A 25,997-nucleotide genomic window follows, 5' to 3' on the forward strand; every position below is an offset into this window, starting at 1 on the left:
GCCCTCACGCTACGCCGTAGGGAGGGCGCGCGGTCAGCTGACGAGAAGCTCGACCGGGCGCGCAGCCGCGTAGCCGACCAGCGGCAGGGCACGCTCGGCGGCCAGCGCGATGCGCGCCTGCAGCACATCCGAGGCGATCTCGTACCCGTCGAAATCGGTGTTGCTGGCGTAGACCCCGACCGGGAGGGTGAGCGCCTGGAAGAACGCGAACAGCGGCCGCAGCTGGTGCTCGATGATCAGCGCGTGCTTCTCCCCGCCGCCGGTCGCCGCGAGCAGCACGGGCTTTCCCACCAGGTCGTACTGGCCGACGAAGTCGAAGAGGTGCTTGAAGAGTCCGGTGAACGAGGCGCGGTAGACGGGGCTGCCCACGATCAGCAGGTCGGCCGACTCGATGGCCTGCAGCTGCGCCTCGACCTCGGGCGGCAACTGGTCGCGCTGGAGCGCGCCGGCCAGTCCCGGGCCGATCTGCGTGAGCTCGATGAGCTGCGACTCGACCTCGGCACGATCGGCGATCGCGTCCGTGATCGCGCGGACGAGGGCGGTCGTCTTGCTCGGCTCGTGCAGGGATCCCGACACGGCCACGACGCGGAACGGAGCTGTCATGCCTCGAAGCTACTCACGACGACGCCCCGTGTCGCGCGGAGCGACACGGGGCGTCATGTGGGCCCGAGGGCCGGAATGGGCGACCGGGGTCAGTTGACCTCGTCCGGGTGCGAGCCGACACGGCCCGAGCCGTCGAGCGGGTCGAGGGCGTCGATCGCCGAGATCTCGGCGTCGGTCAGCTCGAAGCCGAAGACGTCGAGGTTCTCGCGCAGGCGCTCCGCGCGCACCGACTTCGGGAACACGATGATCCCCTTCTGCAGGTGCCAGCGCAGCACGGCCTGCGCGGGGGTGACCCCGTGCGCGGCTGCGGCATCCGCCACCGCGGGGGTGCCGAACAGGTCGTACTTGCCCTGACCGAGCGGACCCCAGGCCTCGATCTTGACGCCGTTCGCGTCGGCCCAGGCGACCACGTCGCGCTGCTGGTAGGCGGGGTGCAGCTCGATCTGGTTCACGGCCGGCACGACGCCGGTCTCCTTCACCGTGCGCTCCAGGTGCGGCACGAGGAAGTTCGAGACGCCGATGCTGCGGGTCAGACCCGCCTCACGGAGTTCGATGAGCTTCGCGAAGGCGTGCACGTAGTCGTCCTTGGCCGGGGTGGGCCAGTGCACCAGGTACAGGTCGACCTTCTCGAGGCCGAGCTTGTCGAGGCTCTCGCCGATGGCCGCGCGCGGCTCGTCGTCGTGGTGGCGGTCGTTCCAGAGCTTGGTCGTGATGAACAGCTCGTCGCGGGCGATTCCGGAGGCCGCGATCGCGGCACCGACGCCCTCTTCGTTGCCGTAGATCGCGGCGGTGTCGATGTGGCGGTAGCCGATCTCGAGCGCCTCGCTCACCGCGCGCTCGGTCTCTGCCGGCGGCACCTTGAAGACGCCGTAGCCGAGCTGCGGGATGGAATTGCCGTCGTTCAGTTCGAGTGCAGGAATGCTCATTGCTCCAGCCTATGACCGGCATCCGACGTCGAGGCCGCCGGGTGAAGAAAGAAGTCAGGGCAGGCAGTCAGCGCCGCGGGACGGCCGCCATCGCAGCCGCCCCGCGACCGACGAGTCGTTCCAGCGGTCCTCGGCCGAAGAACATCGACCAGAGCGTCGTCGCCACCAGCAGTCCGATGGCGGTCGCCGCCCAGAGCGCGTTGCTGGAGAAGAAGCCTCCGGGGCCGCCGACGAGGACGATCGACAGCACGTGCGCACTGTATGCCGTTAGCGGCATGGAACCCAGCGCACCCAGCGGCAGCAGGACCCACCGCAGCGGCCTGCTCAGCAGCAGGCACAGCGCGATCACCGCCAGCGCGAAGCCGCCGGAACCGAGCACCTCCGCCGTGCCGCCGCTGTGCGGCTCGACCGCGAACACGGCAGCGAGCACCGCGCCCAGCGGGTCGGAGGCCGCCAGCGCCTGCGGATACCCCTCCCACCCGCTCGGCGTCGACACCGCGCCGCCATCGCTCTCGGGGAACGACCCATCGAAGGAGCTCTCGCTGAACGAGGAATCGACGAACGATGAACTGCTGTCCTCCGCAGGCGTGCTGAAACCCGCTGCCTGGCCGATGCCCCCGAGCCCGTAGCCGACGACCGCGAGCACGACGCCGATGGCGAGCGCGATCACCGCGGTGCGCACGCGCTCGACCTGCATCCGCCCCAACGCCAGGCCGCCCAGCACGAGGGCCAGCCACACCGTGATCGGGTAGGTGCCGTAGAGCACGAAGCCGATCCCGGTGCCGAACGGCTGCAGCATCACGGCACCGAGGAACGCGAGCAGCGCCGGGCCGATCAGCGCGAGCACGGCCGCGGCGAGCAGCAGCTGCCACGGATGCCACCGGAGGAACGGGATCACCGCGACATAGAGGATGCCGTACAGGGTGAGGATCACCGCGATCGGGGTGTTCAGCATCTCCAGGGCCAGTCCGATCAGGAAGATCACGGCCCCGCGCCCGACCAGGTTCAGGCGGATGCTCGGGAGGCGCTCGCGCTCGGGGAGCACGCTGCGTCCGGTCATCAGGGCGATGGACACCCCGGCGAGGAGTGCGAAGAGGATCGACGACCGCCCGTGCACGAGGTCGGTCCACGTCGTCGGGTCGAGCCACTCGAAGGCCTCGGTCTCGCCGATGTGCGCGCCGGCCATCCCGAGGATCGCCAGTCCCCGAGCGACGTCCAGGCCGAGGATGCGCGGCGGGCGCCCGAAGTCGCGGAACCAGCGGACGGGGGCGAGCGCGGTGATCACCAGATGATCGTAGAGGGGGATTCCCGTCATACGATGGAGGGCTATGTCCTCCCCCGTGATCTCCTATCCCCCGGAGCTGCCCGTCAGCACTGCCCGGGGCGAGATCGGCGACGCCATCCGCGACCACCAGGTCGTGATCGTCGCGGGCGCCACGGGCTCGGGGAAGACGACCCAGCTGCCGAAGATCGCGCTCGAGCTGGGTCGGGAGCGCATCGCGCACACCCAGCCCCGCCGCCTCGCCGCGCGGACGATCGCCGAGCGGGTCGCGGAAGAGCTCCAGGTCGAGCTGGGCACGCTCGTCGGCTACAAGGTGCGCTTCACCGACAAGGTCTCCGATGCCACCCGCATCGCTCTGATGACCGACGGCATCCTGCTCAACGAGATCCACCGCGATCGGCTGCTCACCCGCTACGACACGATCATCATCGACGAGGCGCACGAGCGCTCCCTGAACGTCGACTTCCTGCTCGGCTACCTGGCCCGCATCCTGCCGGAGCGCCCCGACCTCAAGGTGATCATCACCTCGGCCACGATCGATCCGGAGAGCTTCGCGAAGCACTTCGCCGCCCCGGACGGCACACCGGCGCCGATCATCGAGGTCTCGGGCCGCACCTACCCCGTGGAGATCCGCTACCGCGGTCCGGTCGAGGATGCGGACGACGAGAGCGCACCGGCCGAACCGGAGGACGAGGTCTCGGCGATCGTCGCCGCCCTCCGGGAGCTCGACCGCGAGGCGCCGGGCGACGTGCTCGTGTTCCTCCCCGGCGAGGCCGAGATCCGGGATGCGGCCGACGCCGTGAGGGGCGCCTACGCGAACGACCGCGCCCCCACCGAGGTACTTCCCCTGTTCGGACGCCTCTCCGCCGCGGATCAGCACCGCGTGTTCGAGCGCAGCCGGGTGGCGGGCGTGCGCCGCCGGGTGATCCTCGCCACGAACGTCGCCGAGACGAGCCTCACGGTCCCCGGCATCAAGTACGTGATCGACACCGGCACCGCGCGCATCTCGCGCTACAGCAATCGCTCCAAGGTGCAGCGACTGCCGATCGAGGCGGTCTCGCAGGCCTCGGCGAACCAGCGATCCGGGCGCGCGGGCCGCACCAGCGACGGCATCGCGATCCGCCTCTACTCGGAGGAGGACTACGACCGGCGACCGGAGTACACCGAGCCCGAGATCCTTCGCACTTCCCTCGCCTCCGTCATCCTGCAGATGCTGTCGCTCGGCTTCGGCGACATCACCGCGTTCCCGTTCCTCACCCCGCCCGACTCGCGAGGGGTGAAGGCCGCGTTCGACCTGCTCACCGAGCTCGGTGCGGTCGCCCTTCGGCCGGCTCAGGGACCGGATCAAGGATCCCCGCACCTCACCCGCACCGGCCGCGACATCGCGCGGATGCCGATCGACCCGCGGTTCGCGCGGATGCTGATCGAGGCGGGGCGCCCTTCGACGGGCTCAGGGACCCAGGGCGGAGGCTCAGGGACCCACTCGTCGGTGACGCGCGACGTGCTCGCGATCGTGTCGGGCATGACGATCCAGGATGTGCGGGAGCGGCCGGAGGAGCGCCGTGAGGAGGCCGACCGCCTGCACGCCCGCTTCGTCGACCCGACCAGCGACTTCCTGACCCTGCTGAACCTCTGGAACCACCTCCGCGAACAGCAGCGCGAGCTCGGATCGAGCGCGTTTCGCCGGCTGTGCCGCTCCGAGCACCTCAACTACGTGCGGGTGCGCGAGTGGTTCGACGTGCACCGCCAGCTGCGCACGCTCGTGAAGACGTCCGGCCGCGAGGGCGAGGCCGGTGGCACGAGCGACCCCGACGCCATCCATCGCGCCCTGCTGGCCGGCCTGCTCTCGCAGATCGGCATCCTCGACGAGCGCACCGCCCCTGCGGGCAAGTCGCACTCCCCGGCGAAGGAGCCGAAGGGCCGACGCATCGCGGAGTACCGGGGCGCCCGCGGCATCCGCTTCTCGATCTTCCCCGGCTCGGGCCTGCGCAAGAAGAGCCCGCAGGCGGTGATCGCAGCCGAGATCGTGGAGACCTCCCGCACGTTCGCGCGCACGGTCGCCGCGATCGATCCGGCCTGGGCCGAGTCCCTCGCCGGCGACCTCGCCAAACGGCAGGTGACCGAGCCGCACTGGTCGAAGGATGCCGGTGCCGCCGTCGCGTTCGAGAAGGTGACGCTGTTCGGGCTCGAGATCATCCCGCGTCGCCGCGTGCAGTTCGCGCGCATCGACCGGGCGGCCTCGCGCGAGCTCTTCGTGCGCCACGCGCTCGTCGAGGGCGAGTGGGATCCGACGCGGATCGACAAGCGGGTGAGCGCGTTCTGGCGCAGCAATGCCGAGCTGCGCAAGCGCCTCGAGAAGCTGGAGGAGCGCGAGCGCCGCCGCGACATCCTCGCCGGCGACGAGGCCGTGTTCCGGTTCTACGACGAGCGCATCCCCGCCGACGTGTTCGACGTGCGCTCCTTCGAGAGCTGGTGGCGCGAGGCCATGGCGACGACGCCGAAGCTGCTCGTGATGCGCGAGAGCGACCTGATCGACGACGAGGAGCGCGCGGACCAGCGCGAGTTCCCGACACGATGGACGCAGGGCGACCAGGTGCTGGGGCTGGCGTACCGGTTCGAGCCGGGCGCCGACGACGACGGTGTGAGCGTGGTCGTGCCACTGCCCCTGCTCGCGCAGCTCGAGGACCGCGGATTCGACTGGCAGGTCCCGGGCCTGCGCGCCGAGCTCGTGACGGGTCTGCTGCGCGCCCTCCCCAAGGCCATCCGCCGCCACGTCGTCCCCGCCGCGGACTGGGCCGAGAAATTCGGGGCCGAGCTGGCCGAGCAGGGGCCCGAATCACACGGCGGCCTGCCGCCGCGCACGCTCAAGGAGGCGCTGGCCCGACTCATCCAGCCGCTCGCCAACCAGCTCGTGTCCGCCGCCGACTTCGACGACGACCGCGTGCCGCCGCACCTGCGCATGAACTTCCGCGCGGTCGATGAGCGCGGTCGGGTGGTCGGGTCCGGGCGTGACCTGCGGGCACTGCAGACGCAGCTGTCCGACCGTGCGCGCAGCAGCGTGGCCCGCTCGATCGCCGCGCCACCGAAGTCGGGGCCCGTGCAGCCGGGGGCTCTGAGCGCGCCGAAGCGCCCGCAACTGGAGCAGACCGGCCTCACGGCCTGGACCTTGGGAGACCTGCCCGAGGTGCTCGACACCCGCGTCGCCGGCGGCGTCGTGCGCGGCTACCCGGCGATCGTCGATCAGGGCAAGAGCGTGTCGGTGCGGGTCGAGTCGACCCCGGATGCCGCGGTCGCCGCCACCCGCGACGGCGTGCTGCGGCTCGTGCTGCTGGGCGTCCCCTCCCCCTCCTCGTACGTGCAGGAGCACCTGACGAGCCAGGAGAAGCTCGCGCTCGCCGCCTCGCCCTACCAGTCCGCCGCCGCCCTCATCGAGGACTGCCGCGCGGCCGTGGCGCGGCAGGTCATCGAGCAGGCGGCGCCGGGCGGCATCGTGCGCAGCGAAGCCGACTTCGCGCGGGTGCGCGATGCGGTCTCGGCCGTCCTGGTGGATCAGCTCTTCGCGTGCGTCTCGCTGGTGGCCCGCATCCTCACGAAGTCCCGAGACGTCGAACGCGGCATCAAGTCGCAGAACTCGCTCGCTCTGCTCGGCCCGCTGAACGACATCCGCACGCAGTTGAGCGGGTTGCTGCATCCGGGCTTCGTCTCGGCCGCCGGCGTCGACCGTCTCGCGCACTTCCCGCGGTACCTCGAAGGCATGCTCGACCGGCTGAAGACGCTCGGGAGCGAACCGGGCAAGGACCGCGCGCGCATGACCGAGTACGAGCGGATGGCGAAGGCGTTCGAGGATGCCGGGGGCACGATCCCCCTCACCCGCGACGCTCCCCCCGCGCTCGTCGAGGTGCGCTGGCTGCTGGAGGAGTACCGCGTCAGCGTGTTCGCGCAGCGTCTCGGCACCGCGCAGCCGGTGTCGCCGCAGCGGATCATGAAGGTGCTGTCCGGGCGCTGATCCGCGACGGCGGGCGTGCGGCGCGGGTAGCCTGAATCCATGGCACGCGCGATCGTCTACACCGAGCTCGGCTCCCCCGATGTCCTGCACCTGATGGAGATCCCCGATCCCGTCGCGGCCCGCGGCGAAGTCGTGGTGCGCATCGAGGCGGCGGGGGCGAATCCCATCGACGCCAAGCTGCGCAGTGGCAAGCGGCCGTCACCTCCCATCACCGAGCCGCGTCCGGTGGGCTTCGACGGGGCGGGCGTCATCGAGCTGCTCGGCGAGGGCGTCGATGATTTCGCCGTCGGCGACCGCGTGGCGATCCGCGACGGCCACGGCACCTATGCGTCGGCGCTCGCCATCTCGACCGAGAAGGTCGCGACGCTCCCCGACTCGGTCACCACCGCCGAGGGCGCGGCGATCGGTATCCCCGCGGGCACCGCCTACCAAGCGCTGCGCTCGCTCGGGGTGACCGAGGGCGACGTGCTGCTCGTACACGGCGGCTCCGGCTCGGTCGGACAGGCCGCGGTGCAGTTCGCCGTGGCCTGGGGCGCGACCGTGATCGCGACGGCGAGCCCCGCCCGCCACGACCAGCTGCGCGAGCTCGGCGCGATCCCCGTGGCCTACGGCGACGGGCTGCTCGACCGCGTGCGCGACACCGCCCCCGAGGCCGTCACCGTGGCGCTGGACTGCGCCGGCACCGACGAGGCCATCGAGACGTCGCTCGCACTCATCTCCGACCGCGACCGGATCGCGACGATCGTGCGCGGACCGGATGCCGCATCCTTCGGCATCCGCGCCTTCTCCGGCGGTTCACCCGTTCCCCTGACCGAGGAGGAGCTCGCCTGGCGGGCCGACGCTCTGCCCGAGACGATCGCCCTCCTCGACGCCGGCGACTTCGTGATCGAGCTCGGCCCCCAGCTGCCGCTGACCGAGGCGGCGCAGGCCCATGAGCTCATGGAGTCCGGCGCCGCCTCGGGCAAGATCATCCTGGCCCCCTGACAGCGGGACCCTAGAGGTCCATCAGGCCGGGGCCACCGGCCGTCCGATCGACAGCATCAGCCGGTTCGCCCAGTTGAAGAACGCGGCGCCGTGGATGAGGTCCGAGATCTCCAGGTCGTCGAGTCCGGCGGCACGCAACCGCACGATCTCGTCCTCGCCGAACACGTTCGGGGTGTCGGTCAGGGCGACGGATGCCGCGACGATCGCGTTCCAGCGCTCGCCGAGGTCGGCGTCCACCCCCTCGTCGAGAAGCAGGTCGACGTCGTCGACACGCTTGCTGTGGTGCGCGGCGAAGCGCGAGTGCACCGAGGCACAGAACACGCAGCCGTTGCGGCGGGAGGCCGCGGTCGCCGCGAGCTCCCGATCGGCGCGGGGCAGACCCTCCGCGGCGTTGTAGAAGATGTCCTTGTCGACCAGCGTGCGGGCCTTCAGCACCTCGGGGTCGCGGGCCAGCAGGCGGAAGTAGTCGTTCTTCGCACGAGCGGCATCGACGAGACCGTCGTAGTGACGCTCGGTGAGCTCGTCCTCGGCGAGGGGCTCGAGGTGCGGAACCCACCCGACCTCACCGCGGGTGAACGCGTGCGGGTGCGGAGCGTCGTCGTGCTGCAGCACGCTCTGTTCGGCGGTCATGCGGCCTCCTCCTCGGAGTTCTCGGCGGTCAAGCCCACAGCGACGAGCACGCGGAGTCCCGTGACGACGCGCTGCTGGAAGGCGAGGAACGACACCAGCTGCGACAGCGTCACGATGCCGTCCGCCGACCAGCCCGCGTCGAGCAGGCGACCGAGGTCGGCGCCCGCGGCCTCGCGGGGGCGGAACACCAGCAGGTGCGTGTGGGCGAGAGCGGCGGCGAGACGCTCGCCCACGCTCGCGATGACGGCGTCGGACGGCACGTAGCGCACGCCATCGGTGTTCTCGGCCTGCAACCCCAGCTCGGTGTAGGTGCCGAACGGTCCGGCGGTCGCTGCCTGGGCAGCCTCCGCAAGAACGACGGTGGCCGGCTGCGGGTCGGCCTCCTGTGCACGCGCGGCGTAGAACGCGGCGGTCGGGTCGTCGGCGCCGGCGAGACCGGTGGCGAAGGCAGCCACGAGCTCGCGTTCGGCCTGCGACACGTGCTCCACGCTCACCGGACGGAAGAGGGCGTCGAAGCTCGCCTGCAGCTGCTCTCTGGTCACCGGACGGCGGCGGCGCAGGGCATCCAGCTCCGGCGTCACCTCCGCGATCCGATCCACGATGTCGTCGGTCATGCGTTCTCCTTGAGGGTGAGGTTCTGGTCGGTGCTGATGCGGTCGGGTGTCGGGGTGAGCGCGTAGCCGAGGGCCGGGGCGACCTCGTCGGCGAAGAGTGCGATCGAGCGCAGCACGTGCTCGTGCGGGGCGTCGACCGAGTGCACCTGGAAGGCGACCTCGGTCGCCCGGGCGAGAGTGGTGTCGGCGGCGAGCGATTCCGCCACCTGCTCGGGCGTGCCCAGGTGCGTGTCGAGCGCGGCGATCAGCTCGTCGATGCTGTCACCGGGGATCGTCTGGCCCTGACGGCGGAAGCCCTCGGCCGCCCGGCGCAGACCGACCTCGGCGAAGCGCAGCGCCTCGGCGCGGTCGTCGGCGACGAACACGGTGCGCGAGGCGGTGATGCGCGGCGCCACCCCCTCCGGCAGCGCGTCGAGGTAGGCGTCGATGATCGGATCCTGCAGTGCGGAGAGCGGCGCGTGCAGCCGGTCGGCGCTGCGCGGCTGCGTGCGCGAGAGCAGCAGACCGTGCCCGTGGATGCCGGCGCGATGCCCACCCGGAGCGGAGAACGTCGCCTGCCACACGCGGTCGGCGAGGTCCCCGGCATCGGGATAGAGGGTGTTGCCCGCACCGACGTCACGCCCGGCCAGACCGTCGAGCAGGGTCCGCAGCTTCCGGTCGTAGGTCGGCGCCTTGTCGCGCACGTCCTCCCCGAACGGCACGAACGACGACGGGGTGCCGCCGCTGCCGAGTCCCAGATCCACGCGCCCCCCGGAGAGCAGATCGGCGACCACGGCATCCTCCGCCACCCGCACCGGATCCTCCAGCGGCAGGGTGATCACTCCCGTGCCGAGGCGGATGGTCGAGGTCACGGCCGCGACGTGCGCGAGGAACACCAGCGGCGACGGCAGCCCGCCCTCTGCCGCATGGAAGTGGTGCTGCGCGACCCAGGCCCGCCCGATGCCGTGGCGCTCGGCCTGCTGGATCTGCGCGGTAGCGAACGCGTAGCGCTCGGCGGGGGCGGCATCGTCGAGCAGACGGGTGAAGAAGGCGACGGTGGGTGCGGTCATGCGGGTACCTCTCTGGTGCCGGAGACTTCTCTGGTGCCGGGCACTGCGGCCAGCAGTTCCCGGGTGTAGTCGTGCTGCGGGTCGCGGAAGAGGTCTTCGGTCTGCCCCTCCTCGACGATCCGGCCGCGGCGCATCACCGAGACCGTGTGGCTGATCCGCCGCACCACCGCGAGGTCGTGCGAGATGAACAGGTAGGTGAGCCCGAGCTCGGCCTGCAGCGAGGTGAGCAGCTCGAGGATGCGGGCCTGCACCGTGACGTCGAGTGCCGACACCGCTTCGTCGAGCACCACGATGTCCGGGTCGATCGCGAGCGCGCGGGCGATCGCGACGCGCTGCCGCTGACCGCCAGAGAGCTCGCGCGGAGTGCGCCGTGCGACATCGGCAGGAAGCGACACCCGATCGATGAGGGCGAGTGCACGCTCCCGGCGCTCGGCACGGTTCCCGACGTCGAAGTTCACCAGCGGCTCGGCCACGATGTCCGCGATCTGCTGGCGCGGGTCGAGCGACGCGAACGGGTTCTGATAGACGAGCTGGATGCGGCGGCGGAGCACCCGCAGCTGCTCGCGCTTCGCGTGGGTCACGTCGTCACCGTCGACCTCGATGGTCCCGGCATCCGGCTGGTGGAAGCGGGTGACGAGCCGCGCCGTCGTGGTCTTGCCCGAGCCCGACTCCCCCACGAGAGCGTGCGTGGTGCCCTTGCGCACCCGGAACGACACGTCGTCGACGGCACGGAAGCGCTCGCGCCCGGCCACGCGGAACTCCTTCACGAGTCCGTCCGCGACGATCGCCCAGGGGTTCTCGGCGGCGACGGCGGCGGCATCCCGGAGGAACGGCGGGGCGTCGGGGCGACGGAAACCTGTCGCGAACGCCGGAGCGTCGGCGAGCAGCTGCTTCGTGTACGGGTCGAACGGAGCCGCGAGCACCGCCTCGCTAGAGCCCTGCTCGACGATCCGCCCGTCTTTGAGCACGACGAGCCGCTCGGCCCGGTCGGCCGCGACGCCGAGATCGTGGGTCACGAGGAGGATGCTGGTGCCCTCCTCGCGCTGCAGCTCGTCGAGCAGGTCGAGCACCTTGCGCTGCACCGTGGCGTCGAGCGCGCTGGTCGGCTCGTCGGCGATCAGCAGCCGGGGCCGCAGGGCGATCGCCGTGGCGATCAGCACGCGCTGACGCATGCCGCCGGAGAGCTCGTGCGGATACTGGCGCGCCCGCAGGTCGGGGTCGTCGATGCCGACACGGTCGAGCAGCTCAATGGCCCGCGCCCGCCGCGAACGCCGATCCCGGTGTCCGTGCAGACGGAGGATCTCCTCGACCTGCGCGCCGATCGTGCGCACGGGATCGAGCGAGGTGGTCGGATCCTGCGGCACGAGGCCGATCTCGGGACCGCGGATGCCGCGCAGCGCACGGTCGGACCAGCCCGAGATGTCGAGGTCGCCGAGAAGCACCCGACCGCCGTCGACGCGACCCCCCTCCGGCAGCAACCCGAGCAGGGCGTGCGCGGTGGTCGACTTGCCGGAACCCGACTCCCCCACGAGCGCCAGGGTCTCGCCCTCGGCGATCTCGAATGAGACGCCGTGCACGACCTGCTTCCCGGCGTACGAGATCCGCAGGTCGGTGGCGCTGATCACGGCACTCACTTCGCACTCCTTCCGATGCGGTGGCTGATCCGGTTGGCACTGAGCACCACGATCACCACGACGAGACCGGGGAGGGCGGTGAGCCACCACGCGGTTCCCACGTAGTTGCGGCCGTCGGCGATCAGCAGGCCCCACTCCGGCGTGGGCGGCGGTGCCCCGTAGCCGAGGAACCCGAGCGTCGAGATCGCGAGGATCGCCGTGCCGAACTGCAGGGCGGCGAGCGCGACGATCGGGGTCAGCGAGTTCGGCAGGACGTGCCGTCGCAGGACGGTGAAGAACGTGCCGCCGCTGCCGAAGGCGGCCTCGACGTACTCGGTGCGTCGCACCCGGGCGACCTCTGCGCGCATGAGCCGGGCGAACGCGGCGACGCTGCCGAGACCCACCGCGATCGCGGCGTTCACGGTGCCGAAGCCGAGCAGGATGATGACGGTGAGGGCCAGCAGCAGCCCGGGGATCGCGAGCAGCACGTCGACGACCCGCATCAGCACGTCGTCGACCACACCCCCGACGGCGCCGGCGACCGCGCCGATCAGCGTGCCGAGGGCGAGGCCGACCGTGACGGCGATGAGCGCTCCCGAGAGCGAGTGCACCGCGCCGTGCACGACCCGACCGAACAGGTCGCGGCCGAGGGTGTCGGTGCCGAACCAGTGCGCGGCACTCGGTGGCAGCAGCTTGTCGGCCGGGACGCCGGTGAGCGGGTCGCCGGGGGCGAACACCCCCGGGATGACGGCCCAGAGCACGGCGACCGTGACGACGGCGAAGGCGAGGTAGAGGCCCCAGGCGCGCCCGCGCAGTCGGCGCCGTGGAGTGGATTCGGGCTGGAGCCCCGCCGGCTGCGCCGGCGCGGCCGGGTCAGCACCCACCACAGGGTCGATGATCACGGGAGCGGTCATGCGGTCGCCTCCTGGAGTGTGCGCCGCGTCGACGCGCGGGCGACGGTGCGTTGGCGGGGGTCGATGAGCGGGGTCACGAGGTCGACCGCGAAGCTGATGATCACGAAGCCGAGGGCCGAGAGCAGCACGACGCCCTGCAGCACCGGGATGTCCTGGTTCGCCACGGCCTGCTCGGTGAGGCGGCCGATGCCCGTGCGGCCGAAGACCGTCTCGGTCACCACGGCCCCGCCGACGAGCTCGCCGAACAGCACACCGGCGATGGTCAGGGTCGGCACGGCGGCGTTGCGGGCCACCGAGCGGGTGAGCACCCACAGCGGCGGGGCGCCCTTCGCCCGCACCACCGTGACGAACGGCTGCGCCTGCACCTGGTCGATCGAGCGCACCAGCACCTGTGCGAGCGGTGCCGAGATCGGCACGGCCAGGGTCAGCACCGGCAGGACGAGTCCGCTGACCGGGTCGGCTCCGACGATCGGCACCCAGCCGAGCCCGAACGAGAACACCTGGATGAGCAGGATGCCGAGCCAGAAGACCGGCACCGCCACGAACAGCCCCGGCACCTGGCGCAGCCCGTCCCTCAGCCACGCGAACGGGGCGAGGGAGGAGAGCCCCGCGATGAGGACCGCGAGGATCAGTGCCACGACGAGTCCGAGCGACGCGAGCAGCAGGGTCGCGGGGAGCGCTTCGCCCAGCATCGTCAGCACCGGAGTGCCGAACTGGGTCGAGAACCCGAAGTCCCCGGCGAGGAAGCCGAGGCCCGCGTGCACGTACTGCTCCCACCACGGCAGGTCTGCGCCGTAGGTGGCGCGGATGCTGTCGAGCTGGTCCGGCGACAGCCCGAGGCTGGGGTCGGAGAACTTGATCAGGATCGCATCGCCCGGCAGCAGCTGCAGCAGGAAGAAGGTGGCCGTGAAGGCCGCGATCAGAACGATCGCGGCCTGCCCGGCTCGTCGGAGGACGAAGCTCATCGTGTCACCGGCGCTCTCAGTGCTCGGCGAGCCAGACGCCGGAGAACGTCGGCCGCCCCACCGACTCGAAGGCGACGCCGTGCACGTAGGTCGCGGTGCCGTAGACCTGCGGCTCCTCGAACAGCGGGATCACGTACGCCTGCTCGGCGATGTAGTCCTGCACGGCCTGAGAGGCGGCGATGCGCTTGTCGGCGTCGGGCTCGGAGGCCACGGCGAGCAGCAGCTCGTCGAGCTTCGCGTCCTTCGAGATCAGCACGTCGCGGTTCTTCGTGAAGTACTGACTCTTGATCACGTCGAGGTCCGCACGGCCGACCATCGAGTGGTAGAAGCCGGTCTTCAGCGGATCACGGGTGTCTTCGGCCGCGCTGCCGGCGTCGCCGGGCTTGACCGAGAGCTCCACGCCGACCTTCGCCAGCTGTTGCGCCACGAGTTCGAGCGTCTGCTTCGACAGCGGCTGCGGCTTGGCCTCGTAGACCGTGATCGACAGGCGCTCGCCGTCCTTCTCACGGATGCCGTCGGCGCCGGGCTCCCAGCCCGCCTCGTCGAGGAGCTCCTCGGCCTTGTCGGGGTCGTAGGCGTAGTGCGCGGACTCGTCCTTGTAGCCGACGGCCTGCGACGAGAGCACCGACGTCGCCACCGGGTAGTTCTCGGTGAAGAGCGTGTCGACGACCTCCTGCGCGTCCACGGCGGCGATGAGCGCCTGGCGCACGCGGATGTCGCCCAGCAGCGGGTTCTCCGGGCGCAGGGCGATCGAGTTGTTCACGCCGCGGGTCTGCGGGGCGTAGAGCGTGAAGCCGGCGCCTTCGACGCGGTCCTCGTCGAACGCCTGCACGTAGCGGACATAGTCGGCCTGACCCGCGAGCAGCGAGCCGATGCGCACCGAGTCCTCGGGGGTGATCAGCACGTGCACGGCGTCGAGGTAGGGGCGCCCGGCGTTGTCGACGCTGTCCGGGCCCCAGTCATAGTCGTCGCGGGCGGTGAGTGTGTACTCGGTGCCGAGCTTCTCGTCCGTGACGGTGAAGGGGCCGGAGCCGATGATCTCGGCCGCGTTGCCCGCGCCGAAGTCCTCGATCGTGCCGTCGAGCGTCTCGGGCGACAGCAGACCCGAGTTGATGGTCGAGGTCGCCTGCAGGAAGCCGGGCGACGGAGCGCTGAAGCGGAACGTCACGGTGTCCTCGTCGACGACCTCGCTGCTGGCGTAGTTGTTGATGGCTTCAGAGACCGTGAGGCCGCGGTCCGCGTCGCCCAAACCGTACGTGTCGAAGTTCTTCGCGACGGCCGCGGCGTCGAGCGCCGTGCCGTCCGAGAAAGTGACGTCGGGGTTCAGGTCGAACGTGTACTCGGTGGCATCCGCGTTCACGGTCCAGTCCGAGGCGATCCACGGCTCGATCTCGAGCGTCTCCGGGTTCTGCCAGGTCAGGCGGGCGGCGATGTTGTTGACGATGCAGCCGTTCGGGTAGAAGCCGGCCTGCGGCGGGTACAGGTTCGTGTATGCCTGGTGCTCGAGGTAGGTGAGCGTGCCGCCGGTGACGGGGTCGCCGCCCTCGGCGGGGGCGTTCCCGGTGGCGGGCGAGGATGCGCAGGCGGCGAGGCTGCCCGCGAGGACGAGCGGGACCGCGATGGCGGCGGCACGGATGAGACGGCGGTTCATGCGGAGGGTCTCCTGGGCTTCGGGTGTCGGGATGTGTTCACGGTAGGAATCGGAGCGGCCGTGCCGCGAGGCGGCGGACACCGGGTGTCGCGCGACGACACGTGTGGTCACGCGTCGACATACGAGGAAATGCGCAGGCGGTCGCGAAGGGTCTCGCCCTCGCCCTCCGCCGCGTCTCGCAGCAGCCCGCGGCGGCGCAGCTCGGGGGCGGCGTGCCGCGTGAACGCCTCGAACTGGGCGGGTTGGAAGGCCGACAGCACGTTGAACCCGTCCGCCGCGCCCTCGTCGCGCCAGGTCTCGAAATGGTCCGCGATCGTGCGGGCATCGCCGACCACGAAGGCCGCCGGCACCGCGTTGGCAGCCACGAGGTGTCGCCAGGTGAGCGGATCGCCGCTCGCGCTCCCGGACTCCGAGACGCGCAGGCCGGCGATCCCGGCGAGCCGCTCGATGAGCGCGGCACCCCGCTCCCCCAGCCGCACGGCCTCGGCGGCGGTCACGGGACGGTCGAATGCGGCAGTGCGCAGCGGATCATCCGCGGCGACGTCGAACGCGTCGGCGAGCGCGGCCACCGTGCGGTTCGGCGGGAACGCGGTGCGGGCGGCCTGATGCCCCTCGGCGAGCGGCACGAGTGCCAGCAGGCGTTCCACGATGCGGCGGGCGTCGGCATCCGTATCGGCGACGACGGGCAGCACCGGGGCGATCACCTTCACCGCATCCGGAGATCGCCCGGCCTCGGCGGCGATGTCCCGCAGCAGGCGGCGGGTGGCGATCGCGTCGGCGAGAGTCGGCGCAGCGGTCAGCGCGAGGTCGGCCTCGGTCGCGGCGAGCGCGCGCGACCGCGGAGACGTGCCGGCGTGCACGATCGGGATCTGCCCCTGCGGTGGGCGGGCGACGTTGAGTGGACCGGTGACCCGCACCTGCGAGCCCTGCAGGTCGGCGGCGCGGAGCCCCTGCGGGTCGATGAGCACGCCGCGGGCGGCATCCGCGATCCAGGCGTCTTCGTCCCACGAGTCCCAGAGGCGTCGGAGCGCCTCGACGAACTCCTCGGCGCGGTCGTATCGCGTCTCGTTGTCGGCGTGCGCGTCGCGTCCGTGGTTGCCCGCCGCGCGCGGCTCGGCGCCCGTGACGAGGTTCACGCCCGCACGCCCACCGGTGAGCACGTCGAGCGACGCCAGCGAGCGGGCAGTCGTGTACGGGTCGGCGTAGGTGGTGTTGACCGTGGCGATCAGGCCGATGCGCGAGGTCACGCCGGCGAGGAACAGCACCGCGCTCACCGGGTCGATGCGCGCCAGCAGGTACGGGTCGCGGAACTCCAGATCGGGGCCGGTCGCGAGCCAGTCGCCGAAGAAGAGGTAGTCGAGTCCGGCATCCTCCCCCTCGCGAGCGATGTGGCGCAGGATGGCGGCGTCGGCGGCGGGATCGCGGTGCGCGCCGGGCTGCCGCCAGCCCGAGGGGTACGCCCCCAGGGTGCGCACCATGGCGCCGATGATGAGGGGTTCGGTCATGCTCGTCACGGTAGGAGCGCATGCGCACCGCCGGCCACGCGACCGATGCCGGGGGTCATCGGGTGTAACAGTCCGTCATGCGCACCCCACCCCGTACGCTGAGACCATGACTGGTCTTCGTTGGGGAATCCTCGCGACCGGCGGCATCGCCGGCGCGTTCGCATCCGATCTGCGCACGGCGGGGCTCGACCTCGTGGCGGTGGGCTCGCGTTCTCAGGAGTCGGCCGACGCGTTCGCCGCCCGCTTCGACATCGCGCACGCACATCCGTCGTACGAGGCACTGGTGGCCGACCCCGACGTCGACATCATCTACGTCTCCACGCCGCATCCGATGCACCACGAGAACGCGCGGCTCGCGCTCGAGCACGGCAAGCACGTGCTGGCCGAGAAGGCGTTCACTCTGAACCGCGCCGAGGCGGAAGACCTGCAGGCGCTCGCCGCCGAGAAGGGCCTCCTGGTGATGGAGGCGATGTGGACGCGGTATCTGCCGCACATGGTCCGCATCCGCGAGTTGATCGCCGATGGCGCCCTCGGCGAGATCCGCGCGGTCAGCGCCGATCACACCCAGCTGCTGCCCTCCGACCCGGCGCACCGGCTCAACGCCCTGGAGCTCGGCGGCGGCGCGCTGCTCGACCTCGGCATCTACCCGATCTCCTTCGTCTGGGACATCCTGGGCGCTCCCACCGACATCCGCGCCGTCGGGCGCCTGATCGAGACGGGCGCCGACGCCGAGGTCGCCACCGTCATGACGCACGAGGGCGGCGCGATCTCGACCACGCTCTCCTCCTCGCGGGCATCCGGCCCGAATGCGGCCAGCATCATCGGCACCGAGGCGCGGATCGACATCGACCGCGTCTGGTACACCCCCACGACGTTCCGCGTCATCCTCCCGGACGGCACCGTGCAGGAGGAATACGTGTCCGAGGTCGACGGCCGCGGCATGCAGTACCAGGCCCTCGCCGCCGAGCGCCTGGTGCGCGACGGCATCCTCGAGGGCGACCTCCTTCCGATCGCCGAGAGCGTCGCCATCATGGGCACTCTCGATGAGATCAGGGCGCAGATCGGCGTCCGCTACCCCCGTGAGGAGGCCTGATCATGGCCGAGGCCACCGATGCCCGCGTCGCCGTCTACCTCGACTTCGACAACATCGTCATCTCCTGGTACGACCGGGTGCACGGGCGCAACGCCTACGGCAAAGACAGGCAGCGGATCACCGAGAACCCGAACGACCCCGACGTCGTCGAGCGTCTCAGCCGCGCCATGATCGAGGTCGGCGCCATCATCGATTACGCCGCGTCCTTCGGCACGCTCGTGCTGACGCGCGCGTACGCCGACTGGTCGTCTCCCGTGAACGCCGTTTACCGCTCGCAGCTCGTGGCGCGTGCCGTCGACCTGGTGCAGCTCTTCCCCGCCGCGGCCTACGCCAAGAACGGCGCCGACATCCGGCTCGCCGTGGATGCGGTCGAAGACATGTTCCGCCTGCCCGACCTCACGCACGTCGTGATCGTCGCCGGCGACAGCGACTACGTGCCGCTCGCGCAGCGCTGCAAGCGTCTCGGACGCTACGTGATCGGCGTGGGTGTCTCCGGTTCGACGGCCAAGTCGCTCGCCGCGGCCTGCGACGAGTTCGAGTCGTACGACTCGCTGCCCGGCGTCGTGCGTCCGGTGAAGGCGGCTCCCGCTGTCGCTGCGAAGGCCGAGGCCGTCGCGGAGCCCGCACCCGAGACGGTGCCGGACGCGGCCGACGCGGCGGATGCACCGAAGGCCAAGACCCCGCGCCGCGCGAGGTCGAAGGCGGCCGCACCCAAGGTCGAGGAGCCCAAGCTCGACGAGCAGGGCGAAGCGACGCAGCTGCTGGAGCGCGCCCTGCGTCTCGGCCACGACAAGGCCGATGCCGACGAGTGGCTGCACAGTTCCGCCGTGAAGACGCACATGCGTCGCATGGACCCCTCGTTCAGCGAGAAGGCCCTCGGCTACCGCTCGTTCTCCGATTTCCTCAAGTCGCGCGACGACATCGCGGAACTCGAAGAGACCGGGCACGAGCGTCTGGTGCGGTTGCGCGAGCTCACGAGCTGAGTTTCCTGGTGAGCACCGACTCCACGAATCCGGCACCCATCATGCCGTCTTCGGGAGTGGTCGGGCTGCCCTTGGGCATGACTTCCGACCGGAGCCACTTGCTGGGGTCATCGCTGTCATAGATCACCCGCATGATGATGCCCCTCAGCGGTTCCTGCTGGAACAGGATCGGCATCGGCCACTCCTCCCGGCGCCAACCATCTTGGCGACCGAGAATCGGCCACGTGCGCTCTCTCAATCCCATGTCGCCGAACCTCCCCTGGAGTATCGACGTCGCGGGAGTCAAATCGCTCACGTCGGCGAGCGTGGGGAGCGAGTCATGTCGGGGTCCGAAGAAGTAGCCCGCAAGGATGCCCGCGCGGCTCGCGCGCGCGACGATCCCGATCGCGTAACCGCCACCCTCGCGAAGCGGCACAGCGAACCACTTGCCCTCGCGGTCATTGACTCCGACCATCTCAACTCCTCTTCACACGCGAGATGCGAACACAACTCATTCGGTCGAGTCCTCCCAGAGGTGATTCGTGAGCGCCGCATCTCCTCCTAGAGCAGACCCGATGACTTCGAGCCCCCGAATAGTCTCAGGACGCAACGAAATCTCCCACTCGTGTATCTGCGTGCACAGTGTTTCAAAGGCGACCAGCGTCTCTCCGACATCGATCAGCGACTGTACGTTTTCGTAGTCCTCGGCAGGAAGCCCGGGTGTTGCACGCAGCGCCTGCCGCAAGAGTGCCTTTGCTTGCTCGGGTGAAAGTTCTGTTGTCATTGAATCGGGAACCCCGTGATGCTGCTCAGGACCTGGGAAATTCCCTGATCTCCGACGAAAATACGTCGCCGTGGTTGCGCCTTTGAAGTGAGCGACACCTCCCGCTCATGCAGTTCTACCAGTCTCAAACACAAGGACTCCTCGCGCCTCCATCTGCTGGAGCAAATTGGCAATCTCCTGAGCCATGACGTATTTGTCGGCGTCGATCGCGAATAGGATCGGGGACGACCATTCGACCAACCCGCCTAGCGCTTCGATAGGACGAACCACATCCGGGGCGCCCGAGGAGGTCGAATTCTTCAAGTGAACTCGGAAGACATATCGACCCGAGTGCTCGACTACGCGTTGGACTGTGAGGGACGCGTCTACTTCGACTACGCCGCCCAGGGCAATGTCATACGCGAAAAAAGGTATGCAGCAGATTTCGAATCTAGACTCCGATATTCTTCTCGCCCACAACTGCTCAGTCGCTACATCAGTACTCCCCGGGGCTATCGGGATTCCGATGACAAAATCCGATCGCTCACGCCACACAGGCTCGCGGTGCACTGCTTCCTGATGAACCATCTACTATCAACACCATTCTGGAGGTCAAGCTCCTCGATACCCCGAGGGAAGGGTCAACCGGACAGTAGCGCCCTCCTTGGAGTCGTTGCACCGTTCTCCTCTTCAGCGCCGGCTTCCGCCACGCTGCGCTCAGAATAGCGTTCGTCGGCGGATTGTCGGACTGACGATGCATAGATGGCATGTTCGACGATAGGATCTCGATCGACCGCGAAGCGACCGGGCGAGCGGCCCAACGATTCAACCCCGACGAGGGGGATATGGATTCGATCCTCGATGATCCTTTCGGAAGTGTTCGCCGCCGCTCGTTCGAGCCGGATCGAATGGGACGGCCCGCTTTATGGCCTGTACCCACTGCCTACGGAATCTTCGGCGTTGCGCCTGTCCTTCCGGTCGCAGAGCTCCAGGTTGCGTCAGGGGATTTGCTTGAAGATCTCTAGCGGGAGCCTGGTAGTGAATGGTCACACGGCACGGGATCTCGTGCTCTGGGAGGACACCGCGCCCCGTGATGTCGAAGTCTTGGTGAGATGGCACGGCGCCTCCGACCGGTCGTTGCGCGTGTGGAACTGTTGGGAACGCAACGGCCTCACAGATGCGTGGACGGGCAACTCCGGCTTTCGTGTTGAAGAAGTAGGCGACGGCGTGGTCGTGCTTCGGTGCAGCGACGGGGATGGAGATCCAGATTTTCAGAACTTGGTCGTCTCCATCCAGATCGAACTCGAGGTCGTATCTGCACAGCGAGCAACGGAATCGATCGAATGAATGCACCTGGTCTTGACTTCGCGGTCGGCGGGGCGCTCGGCGACTCAGACCCCGCGAGTCTCACCTGGAAGCGTGCTATTGCCAGCCTTGGACAAGAGGTCCAAATCCTCTCGCAGGATGTGGAGACCCCAATGCGCGTGAACGTGGTCTTCTGCGTCGCGGGTCGGTTGTGGTCCCCCGAATATCAGGGAGTTCGCGCTCGGAGAATGAGTGCGAAGTACAAGCTGCTGATCGTCAACGTGGGGATTGTGGAGGAACCTGTGCCGGACTATCGGGAACACTTGTTGACGGTGCTCGCCGCCGCCGTCAGCGAAGCCGACCGCGTAGCCTCCCGCAAATTCCCCGGCGGCCTCGCGGAGATTCGCGCGATCGTCGCGCGACTGTCCGTAACCGAGCCTGCCTTGGCGCAGCCTAAACCAAGCAGGCTGAGCAAATGAGTGATTTTGTCGATCTGTTCGCCAAAAGGAACCGCGGGTGGCCGTGGCCGGAGAGGTCGTTCGGCCTGACACCGATGTATGGCGAGGACGGTTGGTGTCATGCCTGTGGTGTGCCGAGTCGTCAGCAGCAGGGCTCGCTCATCCTCCAGCAGCGTGGACTGACCGTGAGCGGCGCGTGGATGCCGAACTGGCGATTCGACACTCTTTGCATGGCGCGGGATGTGGCGGAGGAAGTTTCTTCGCGATTCGACATCGAAACGCGTGAAGTGAAATGGGCGAGAAGCTCGCCTGGTGATGCGGTTCAGATCGTGATCCCGTCGACGACGGAGAAGTGGTTCGAGGGCGAAGCCCTGGCCGCCAACGCTATTGGCCTGCATGGTAAGGCCGGTGCCGTGTGCGGAACGTGCGGCATCTGGCGTTGGATGCCCCTGTGGTGGGGAAAGCTCCCGCCTCTCGTCGACACGTCGATTCTCGGTGGTTACGACATCGTGGCGAGCCCGGAGTGGTTCGGGGCTGGTTGGAAGGCATTCCGTCAAGTTCTTGTGCGAAGAGAGCTGGCAGAGGCGCTCGCGACGGCCAGTCCTCGGGACTTCGCCGTAAAGGAGGTTTCCGAGTTGACCGCTGGTGTCGCGGGAGCTGGACAGCAGCAGTCGGACGTTCCACGCAGGTCTGTGTCGGTGCCGGCAGGTGCCGTATCGGAGGTCTTCGGTGCGGAGTTGCTGACTGCATCTGCTGTGCAAGGGGCGCCGTCTCCGGACGCGCGGCGAGCAGCGGAACACGCCCGGGCGATGTTGCAACGGAGCAACGGTCAGGCGAGTGCGGATGCGTTGGCAGAAGTTGCCCGGACCATGTTCGACGGGGGCGAAATCGCCGAGGCCTTGTCGTTGTGGCAGCAGGCCGAAGCACACGGGAGCGTCGCAGCTCACCGTGCACTGCGCTCGATCGGCTACGGGGAGTCCGACCGATGAGGGAGTATCTGGGTTGGGACGATAAGCACTGGATCCTCATTGCTTTCGTCTTCGACGTGGGCGGCCGAGTGACGGCAGACCGGCTGGCGGCATCTGCCTCGTCCCCGGACCGTGTGGAGCCCTATGTGCTGTACGGACCCACGGACGTAGCAGATAAGCCCTCGGGGATCATCGAACTCGACTTCTACTTCTCGACCTTCCCGGCGCCGCTGGATCAGACCATCCAGACAATCTCGAGCGAGATACTCGCGCTGGGTGGTCAATTCCTCTGGTTTGGTTTCGAAGGCAGCTTTCAGTACGAGAACCTTCTCGTGGCGCGAGATGTCTATGCCGTCTCGACAAGCGAGGGCCTGGCGATCGCGTCGACAGAAGAGAAAAGACGATCCGCCAGGTGGGAATCCACGCTTGCTGGCGCGAGCGTAGAGATCTACGCCCTGCTCGAAGGGGTGATGCCGGGTCTCGCGGCTGCTGGATATGGGACCACTGTCCCGTCCAGCGTCAACCCCGCGGACGGACCGATCGGATGAGTGCTCCGGAGTGGGTCTTTGCGGTCGGCACAGTTCTCGGGGACTCGGATTCCACGAGCCTCGGCTGGAAGCGTTCCACCACGAACCTCTCAAAGGAAGTTCGAACTCTCGCTACCGATCTGTCCAGTCCTGTGCGGCTGAATGTGATCTTCCATATCGATGGACGACTGTGGCCGATCAAGTTCCACGGAGTCCGCGCGCGAAGGATCAACGCCAAACGGAACCTCCTGGTCGTCGATGTGGGTGTTACCAAGGATCCGGTCGATGACGCCAGAGCCCACTTGTTGGCGTTGCTCGTATCCGCGGTGGACGAAGCCGACAAGGTCGTGTCGAGTAGATTCCCCGAGGGGTTGCGAGAGATTCGCGCGGTCGTCGCTCAACTCTCCGTGGACTGCTCGCCCATCCAGACCGAAAGACCTCGATGAGACGATGACCACGTCAACTGAACTTCGTAAGGCGTACTCGCGAGCACTGCGAGAAGCAGGGTTCACGGGTCGACGTTCGGTGTGGCGCTATCTGGGCCACGACCTTCAATGGACTTGTCAGATCAGCGTCTCGAACTGGGGGCGACAGGTGTCCCTGGATATCGGCCTCGATCCTCTGACCCACGAAGTTCTTTCGCGCGCGGACGACTCTCCGATAGTCCTGTACCTGGAGACCTTTACCGGTCTGGACGATGCGCTTGAGGCAGCGGGCACCGATCGCATCGAGGTCAGCCGGGCCGGGCGGCTCGATTCTGACCTCGGTGTCGACGAGCGCGAGGTCGTGATCGTGATGGCTGCGGCAGCTGTGCACTCTTACGTACAGGCCAGGGAGGATCTCGATTCGGTGCGCTCCGCCTTTCGGCGAGGCGAGTTTCGCACCGGGTTCATTCGCAAGGACGTGAGAGAGGCGCTTGCCAGAGAATGACTGAGAACATCGACGGCGGCTGTGCAAGCGGGATTCAGCGCAGACTACCTGGTGGCGGAGCACCTCCGTCCGGGAGCGCGAATGATGGTGATTTACGACCAGGAATGGAGGAATACCTCGTCCGGGTGCAGGAAACGTTGCGTCAGGCAGCGGAATACCTTCCGTCGGAGTCATTGCGTTATGCACGGAGCATGATCGAGCACGGCGAGGCCCCAGAAGGACTATGCCAGCTGGCGTGGGCCATCGTTACGGAGAAAGCCAGTGTTCCTCGGAGCCTTGTGGACGCGATTCATCGAGACATCGACGGCCTTGTCGAGGATGAATTCATGCCGCCGAACCTCAGCGAGTACATCTCGTCGAGCGAAGGCGGCGAGACGAGCCTGTAGTTGATCAGTGAGCTGAGGAGACGATGAGATGAAACTCTTGGAACCCGATAGTCGTGACGCCGAGAAGCACCGTATCGGCGAAGAAGAAGTCACGATTGTGGCCACGAGGAATGAGCTCATGCTGCTGGCCAACTCGCTCAATGAGGCGCTTGAGGCCGTTGAAGACTGGGAGTTCGAAGCGGAAGGGGCCAGCATGGAGGGTGAACGTGTCGACCTCAAGGACATGGATCGCGACGAGTTCACCCGATTTCTCGTGCGGCTGGCGAATTCTGCGCAAGAGACGCCCGAGGCGTGGGAGAACGCTTCCGTTCCTGATTTCCTTCGAGCATGGGCGGGATGGATCAGCGATATGGATGGATACTTCCTGAACAGCGGACAGGATATCCCCCAGGGAGCTTCATGGCAGCTGATCGCGCAGTCCCTTCTTGCCGCTCGAGTGTACGAATAGGATGGCCAGCCACGCGCGTGCCGCGCTCCCCCACCATGTCCCGACGACCACGCACATCGATGTCGTGAAATGGGGAGGCGGAGTGCTCACCTGGCTCACCGATAGAGGAGAGTACGGATCTCCGATATCACCAGAACAACCTCTCGAACCGGCCAGCGACGAAACCCTTGAACTACTGCGCGGCTACTACAGAGACCGAGAGAGACTCGATGTTTGATCAGTTCCGGTCGGCGTATCAAGTCGATCCCCGCGAGCCAGGCGCGGAGACTGACCTGTGGCGACCTCAAGACTCCGACAGGATCAAGGGGTTCGATCAGTTCGCGGACGAGTTCACCGGTGCGTCGTTCAACGGTGGGCTGTATCGGTTCCACGATGAGCACTCGGCCGCACTTGCGGCGACGTTCATCAACCAGACATTCCCCCAGTATTCGGAGCGTACCCTGCCGTTCGGATACGACTGGTTGGGGCGACACTTCCTGTGCGACTTCCGGCGCCAGGTGCGCGATGAACCACAAGTTCTGCTGATCGATCCCGGCGCTGGCGAGGCCTTGGAGGTACCCGTCAACTTCACAGAGTTCCATGACGTGGAGCTCGTCGTGGAATCCGACGCCGCGGTAGCAAGCTCCTTGCATCGCGAGTGGCTCAGCAGCCAGCCCTCCGCAGTCGCACCCATCCTCAGATCGCAATGCGCCGGCTACTACGTGCCGCTCTTCCTCGGGGGCAGCGACACCGCCGACAACCTCTCGCTGACGGATCTCGAGGTCTACTGGGACCTGAGTTCGCAACTATGGAGAATGGCGAACGCGCATGACCCGAGCAACTGAAGGTTCCTGGACTCCGATTCTCGCGATCGGCCCTGACGTGTGGCTCGGGCTTCGCGACGACTCGCTCGCGCTCGGCGATCGAATCGCACCCAAACGAGACGTCGACGTCACTAATCCCGTCGGTCTCCTCCCCTGCCTCGAACGCCCGTACCGAGACGTCGTGGACGAGCTCAACGTGCGCGAGGCGGAACTGGGGCTGCGGCCCGGAGAACTCCTGGGCCGAGTGCCGCTCGGCGCGCTGCCACGACTTGCCGTGGACATTCGGATGGACCATTGGGCTCTGCGCGCGTTGGAATGGCTGCCGGACATCGCCTCCAAGGAAGAGGCGGAACGTCTCCTCACGCTCGTCGTGGATGCCGAGTGGGCATCGCAGCACACGCGCCATGTGGCGAGCCGGATGCGGGGGAAGCATTCGGTCTCGTGACACCGCGCGACGACATCACCGAGCTCATTCCCGAACGCAGAACCCTCAGTCCACGAAGTCGTACTCCTGGAACTCGGCGACCTCTCGCGAAGACTGCCCAACCACCGATCCCTGGCACTCGTGCTCCCTGACTGGCCGGACGCCCGTCAGCGGGACCGCGCGATCGA

Annotated in this window: 27 protein-coding genes; 14 read left to right on the forward strand and 13 right to left on the reverse strand. The window is 68.4% G+C overall.

The window, feature by feature from the left end; translation table 11 throughout:
• Window positions 1-33: 33 nt before the first annotated feature.
• From msuE to DW298_RS02060, 3 genes are all read right to left on the reverse strand, one after another.
• Entirely contained in the window at window positions 34-603 is a 570-nt protein-coding gene (msuE, locus tag DW298_RS02050) for an FMN reductase (protein WP_136040848.1), read from the reverse strand.
• Between the two features lie 89 nt (window positions 604-692).
• Window positions 693-1,529, reverse strand: coding sequence for an aldo/keto reductase (locus DW298_RS02055; RefSeq protein ID WP_136040849.1), 837 nt, complete (start codon window positions 1,527-1,529; stop codon window positions 693-695).
• A gap of 67 nt (window positions 1,530-1,596) precedes the next feature.
• The gene (locus DW298_RS02060) at window positions 1,597-2,814 is read right to left on the reverse strand and encodes a heparan-alpha-glucosaminide N-acetyltransferase domain-containing protein (protein WP_240744985.1); all 1,218 of its coding nucleotides are present in this window, start codon (window positions 2,812-2,814) and stop codon (window positions 1,597-1,599) included.
• A gap of 43 nt (window positions 2,815-2,857) precedes the next feature.
• Here DW298_RS02060 and hrpA point away from each other — a divergent pair, with 43 nt between their 5' ends.
• Window positions 2,858-6,817 carry an ATP-dependent RNA helicase HrpA gene (gene hrpA / locus DW298_RS02065; RefSeq protein ID WP_136040851.1) on the forward strand — a complete coding sequence of 1,320 codons (3,960 nt, stop codon included), beginning with the start codon at window positions 2,858-2,860 and terminating at the stop codon, window positions 6,815-6,817.
• 39 nt (window positions 6,818-6,856) lie between these two features.
• Window positions 6,857-7,801 carry an NADP-dependent oxidoreductase gene (locus DW298_RS02070; protein WP_136040852.1) on the forward strand — a complete coding sequence of 315 codons (945 nt, stop codon included), beginning with the start codon at window positions 6,857-6,859 and terminating at the stop codon, window positions 7,799-7,801.
• Window positions 7,802-7,822: 21 nt separating this feature from the next.
• On the opposite strand, the gene DW298_RS02075 is transcribed toward DW298_RS02070, so the two are convergent.
• From DW298_RS02075 to DW298_RS02110, 8 genes are all read right to left on the reverse strand, one after another.
• Window positions 7,823-8,431 (reverse strand): alkylhydroperoxidase domain protein, encoded by a 609-nt coding sequence (locus tag DW298_RS02075; RefSeq protein ID WP_136040853.1) that lies wholly within the window; start codon window positions 8,429-8,431, stop codon window positions 7,823-7,825.
• Complete coding sequence (locus DW298_RS02080) at window positions 8,428-9,045, reverse strand: CMD domain protein (RefSeq protein WP_136040854.1); 618 nt, start codon at window positions 9,043-9,045, stop codon at window positions 8,428-8,430. Before DW298_RS02080 ends, DW298_RS02075 begins: the two co-directional genes overlap by 4 nt.
• Entirely contained in the window at window positions 9,042-10,094 is a 1,053-nt protein-coding gene (locus DW298_RS02085; protein WP_136040855.1) for a putative FMN-dependent luciferase-like monooxygenase, read from the reverse strand. The genes DW298_RS02080 and DW298_RS02085 overlap by 4 nt, the downstream gene beginning before the upstream one ends.
• Window positions 10,091-11,728, reverse strand: a complete 1,638-nt coding sequence (locus tag DW298_RS02090) for an ABC transporter ATP-binding protein (RefSeq protein ID WP_136040856.1) — start codon at window positions 11,726-11,728, stop codon at window positions 10,091-10,093. The genes DW298_RS02085 and DW298_RS02090 overlap by 4 nt, the downstream gene beginning before the upstream one ends.
• The gene (locus tag DW298_RS02095; protein ID WP_136040857.1) at window positions 11,725-12,621 is read right to left on the reverse strand and encodes an ABC transporter permease; all 897 of its coding nucleotides are present in this window, start codon (window positions 12,619-12,621) and stop codon (window positions 11,725-11,727) included. Before DW298_RS02095 ends, DW298_RS02090 begins: the two co-directional genes overlap by 4 nt.
• Complete coding sequence (locus DW298_RS02100; RefSeq protein WP_136040858.1) at window positions 12,618-13,586, reverse strand: ABC transporter permease; 969 nt, start codon at window positions 13,584-13,586, stop codon at window positions 12,618-12,620. The genes DW298_RS02095 and DW298_RS02100 overlap by 4 nt, the downstream gene beginning before the upstream one ends.
• Before the next feature lie 16 nt (window positions 13,587-13,602).
• Entirely contained in the window at window positions 13,603-15,237 is a 1,635-nt protein-coding gene (locus DW298_RS02105) for a TIGR04028 family ABC transporter substrate-binding protein (RefSeq protein WP_136040877.1), read from the reverse strand.
• 107 nt (window positions 15,238-15,344) lie between these two features.
• Window positions 15,345-16,742 carry an NtaA/DmoA family FMN-dependent monooxygenase gene (locus DW298_RS02110; RefSeq protein WP_136040859.1) on the reverse strand — a complete coding sequence of 466 codons (1,398 nt, stop codon included), beginning with the start codon at window positions 16,740-16,742 and terminating at the stop codon, window positions 15,345-15,347.
• Window positions 16,743-16,848: 106 nt separating this feature from the next.
• Between DW298_RS02110 and DW298_RS02115 the strand changes: the two genes are divergently transcribed.
• Together DW298_RS02115 and DW298_RS02120 are read left to right on the forward strand one after the other, a co-directional pair.
• Window positions 16,849-17,835, forward strand: coding sequence for a Gfo/Idh/MocA family oxidoreductase (locus tag DW298_RS02115; protein ID WP_136040860.1), 987 nt, complete (start codon window positions 16,849-16,851; stop codon window positions 17,833-17,835).
• A 2-nt stretch (window positions 17,836-17,837) separates the two neighbouring features.
• On the forward strand, window positions 17,838-18,818 hold the full coding sequence (locus DW298_RS02120) for an NYN domain-containing protein (RefSeq protein WP_136040861.1): 981 nt from the start codon (window positions 17,838-17,840) through the stop codon (window positions 18,816-18,818).
• Here the strand turns inward: DW298_RS02120 and DW298_RS02125 are convergent.
• Both DW298_RS02125 and DW298_RS02130 read right to left on the reverse strand, forming a co-directional pair.
• Window positions 18,808-19,272, reverse strand: coding sequence for an Imm26 family immunity protein (locus DW298_RS02125; RefSeq protein ID WP_136040862.1), 465 nt, complete (start codon window positions 19,270-19,272; stop codon window positions 18,808-18,810). The genes DW298_RS02120 and DW298_RS02125 overlap by 11 nt on opposite strands.
• A 36-nt stretch (window positions 19,273-19,308) precedes the next feature.
• Window positions 19,309-19,581 (reverse strand): MafI family immunity protein, encoded by a 273-nt coding sequence (locus tag DW298_RS02130; protein ID WP_136040863.1) that lies wholly within the window; start codon window positions 19,579-19,581, stop codon window positions 19,309-19,311.
• 840 nt (window positions 19,582-20,421) lie between these two features.
• On the opposite strand from DW298_RS02130, the gene DW298_RS02140 reads away from it, so the two are divergent.
• From DW298_RS02140 to DW298_RS02185, 10 genes are all read left to right on the forward strand, one after another.
• Window positions 20,422-20,907 carry a hypothetical protein gene (locus DW298_RS02140; RefSeq protein ID WP_136040865.1) on the forward strand — a complete coding sequence of 162 codons (486 nt, stop codon included), beginning with the start codon at window positions 20,422-20,424 and terminating at the stop codon, window positions 20,905-20,907.
• Between the two features lie 206 nt (window positions 20,908-21,113).
• Window positions 21,114-21,344 (forward strand): hypothetical protein, encoded by a 231-nt coding sequence (locus DW298_RS02145; protein WP_136040866.1) that lies wholly within the window; start codon window positions 21,114-21,116, stop codon window positions 21,342-21,344.
• On the forward strand, window positions 21,341-22,312 hold the full coding sequence (locus tag DW298_RS02150; RefSeq protein WP_136040867.1) for a hypothetical protein: 972 nt from the start codon (window positions 21,341-21,343) through the stop codon (window positions 22,310-22,312). The genes DW298_RS02145 and DW298_RS02150 overlap by 4 nt, the downstream gene beginning before the upstream one ends.
• On the forward strand, window positions 22,309-22,839 hold the full coding sequence (locus DW298_RS02155; RefSeq protein ID WP_136040868.1) for a hypothetical protein: 531 nt from the start codon (window positions 22,309-22,311) through the stop codon (window positions 22,837-22,839). The genes DW298_RS02150 and DW298_RS02155 overlap by 4 nt, the downstream gene beginning before the upstream one ends.
• A complete protein-coding gene (locus DW298_RS02160; protein ID WP_136040869.1) occupies window positions 22,836-23,264 on the forward strand; it encodes a hypothetical protein in 429 nt (142 codons plus the stop codon). The genes DW298_RS02155 and DW298_RS02160 overlap by 4 nt, the downstream gene beginning before the upstream one ends.
• A gap of 79 nt (window positions 23,265-23,343) precedes the next feature.
• A complete protein-coding gene (locus DW298_RS02165) occupies window positions 23,344-23,748 on the forward strand; it encodes a hypothetical protein (protein WP_205820224.1) in 405 nt (134 codons plus the stop codon).
• Window positions 23,745-24,134 (forward strand): hypothetical protein, encoded by a 390-nt coding sequence (locus tag DW298_RS02170; RefSeq protein ID WP_136040871.1) that lies wholly within the window; start codon window positions 23,745-23,747, stop codon window positions 24,132-24,134. The genes DW298_RS02165 and DW298_RS02170 overlap by 4 nt, the downstream gene beginning before the upstream one ends.
• A 28-nt stretch (window positions 24,135-24,162) precedes the next feature.
• Complete coding sequence (locus DW298_RS02175) at window positions 24,163-24,582, forward strand: hypothetical protein (protein ID WP_136040872.1); 420 nt, start codon at window positions 24,163-24,165, stop codon at window positions 24,580-24,582.
• A 209-nt stretch (window positions 24,583-24,791) separates the two neighbouring features.
• Complete coding sequence (locus DW298_RS02180) at window positions 24,792-25,406, forward strand: T6SS immunity protein Tdi1 domain-containing protein (RefSeq protein ID WP_136040873.1); 615 nt, start codon at window positions 24,792-24,794, stop codon at window positions 25,404-25,406.
• Window positions 25,390-25,830, forward strand: a complete 441-nt coding sequence (locus DW298_RS02185) for a hypothetical protein (RefSeq protein ID WP_136040874.1) — start codon at window positions 25,390-25,392, stop codon at window positions 25,828-25,830. Before DW298_RS02180 ends, DW298_RS02185 begins: the two co-directional genes overlap by 17 nt.
• The last annotated feature ends 167 nt before the right edge of the window (window positions 25,831-25,997 follow it).

Source organism: Microbacterium sp. A20 (genome assembly GCF_004794515.1).
GTDB lineage: Bacteria > Actinomycetota > Actinomycetes > Actinomycetales > Microbacteriaceae > Microbacterium.

Coding starts and splice junctions, on each gene's coding strand:
- DW298_RS02095 (WP_136040857.1), bottom strand. CDS start 12,621: ATGACCGCTCCCGTGATCATCGACCCTGTGGTGGGTGCTGACCCGGCC.
- hrpA (WP_136040851.1), top strand. CDS start 2,858: ATGTCCTCCCCCGTGATCTCCTATCCCCCGGAGCTGCCCGTCAGCACT.
- DW298_RS02055 (WP_136040849.1), bottom strand. CDS start 1,529: ATGAGCATTCCTGCACTCGAACTGAACGACGGCAATTCCATCCCGCAG.
- DW298_RS02170 (WP_136040871.1), top strand. CDS start 23,745: ATGACTGAGAACATCGACGGCGGCTGTGCAAGCGGGATTCAGCGCAGA.
- DW298_RS02180 (WP_136040873.1), top strand. CDS start 24,792: ATGTTTGATCAGTTCCGGTCGGCGTATCAAGTCGATCCCCGCGAGCCA.
- DW298_RS02145 (WP_136040866.1), top strand. CDS start 21,114: ATGAGTGCGAAGTACAAGCTGCTGATCGTCAACGTGGGGATTGTGGAG.
- DW298_RS02075 (WP_136040853.1), bottom strand. CDS start 8,431: ATGACCGCCGAACAGAGCGTGCTGCAGCACGACGACGCTCCGCACCCG.
- DW298_RS02115 (WP_136040860.1), top strand. CDS start 16,849: ATGACTGGTCTTCGTTGGGGAATCCTCGCGACCGGCGGCATCGCCGGC.
- DW298_RS02130 (WP_136040863.1), bottom strand. CDS start 19,581: ATGACAACAGAACTTTCACCCGAGCAAGCAAAGGCACTCTTGCGGCAG.
- msuE (WP_136040848.1), bottom strand. CDS start 603: ATGACAGCTCCGTTCCGCGTCGTGGCCGTGTCGGGATCCCTGCACGAG.
- DW298_RS02120 (WP_136040861.1), top strand. CDS start 17,838: ATGGCCGAGGCCACCGATGCCCGCGTCGCCGTCTACCTCGACTTCGAC.
- DW298_RS02140 (WP_136040865.1), top strand. CDS start 20,422: ATGATCCTTTCGGAAGTGTTCGCCGCCGCTCGTTCGAGCCGGATCGAA.
- DW298_RS02155 (WP_136040868.1), top strand. CDS start 22,309: ATGAGGGAGTATCTGGGTTGGGACGATAAGCACTGGATCCTCATTGCT.
- DW298_RS02160 (WP_136040869.1), top strand. CDS start 22,836: ATGAGTGCTCCGGAGTGGGTCTTTGCGGTCGGCACAGTTCTCGGGGAC.
- DW298_RS02175 (WP_136040872.1), top strand. CDS start 24,163: ATGAAACTCTTGGAACCCGATAGTCGTGACGCCGAGAAGCACCGTATC.
- DW298_RS02150 (WP_136040867.1), top strand. CDS start 21,341: ATGAGTGATTTTGTCGATCTGTTCGCCAAAAGGAACCGCGGGTGGCCG.
- DW298_RS02100 (WP_136040858.1), bottom strand. CDS start 13,586: ATGAGCTTCGTCCTCCGACGAGCCGGGCAGGCCGCGATCGTTCTGATC.
- DW298_RS02105 (WP_136040877.1), bottom strand. CDS start 15,237: ATGAACCGCCGTCTCATCCGTGCCGCCGCCATCGCGGTCCCGCTCGTC.
- DW298_RS02080 (WP_136040854.1), bottom strand. CDS start 9,045: ATGACCGACGACATCGTGGATCGGATCGCGGAGGTGACGCCGGAGCTG.
- DW298_RS02185 (WP_136040874.1), top strand. CDS start 25,390: ATGACCCGAGCAACTGAAGGTTCCTGGACTCCGATTCTCGCGATCGGC.
- DW298_RS02125 (WP_136040862.1), bottom strand. CDS start 19,272: ATGGTCGGAGTCAATGACCGCGAGGGCAAGTGGTTCGCTGTGCCGCTT.
- DW298_RS02070 (WP_136040852.1), top strand. CDS start 6,857: ATGGCACGCGCGATCGTCTACACCGAGCTCGGCTCCCCCGATGTCCTG.
- DW298_RS02110 (WP_136040859.1), bottom strand. CDS start 16,742: ATGACCGAACCCCTCATCATCGGCGCCATGGTGCGCACCCTGGGGGCG.
- DW298_RS02085 (WP_136040855.1), bottom strand. CDS start 10,094: ATGACCGCACCCACCGTCGCCTTCTTCACCCGTCTGCTCGACGATGCC.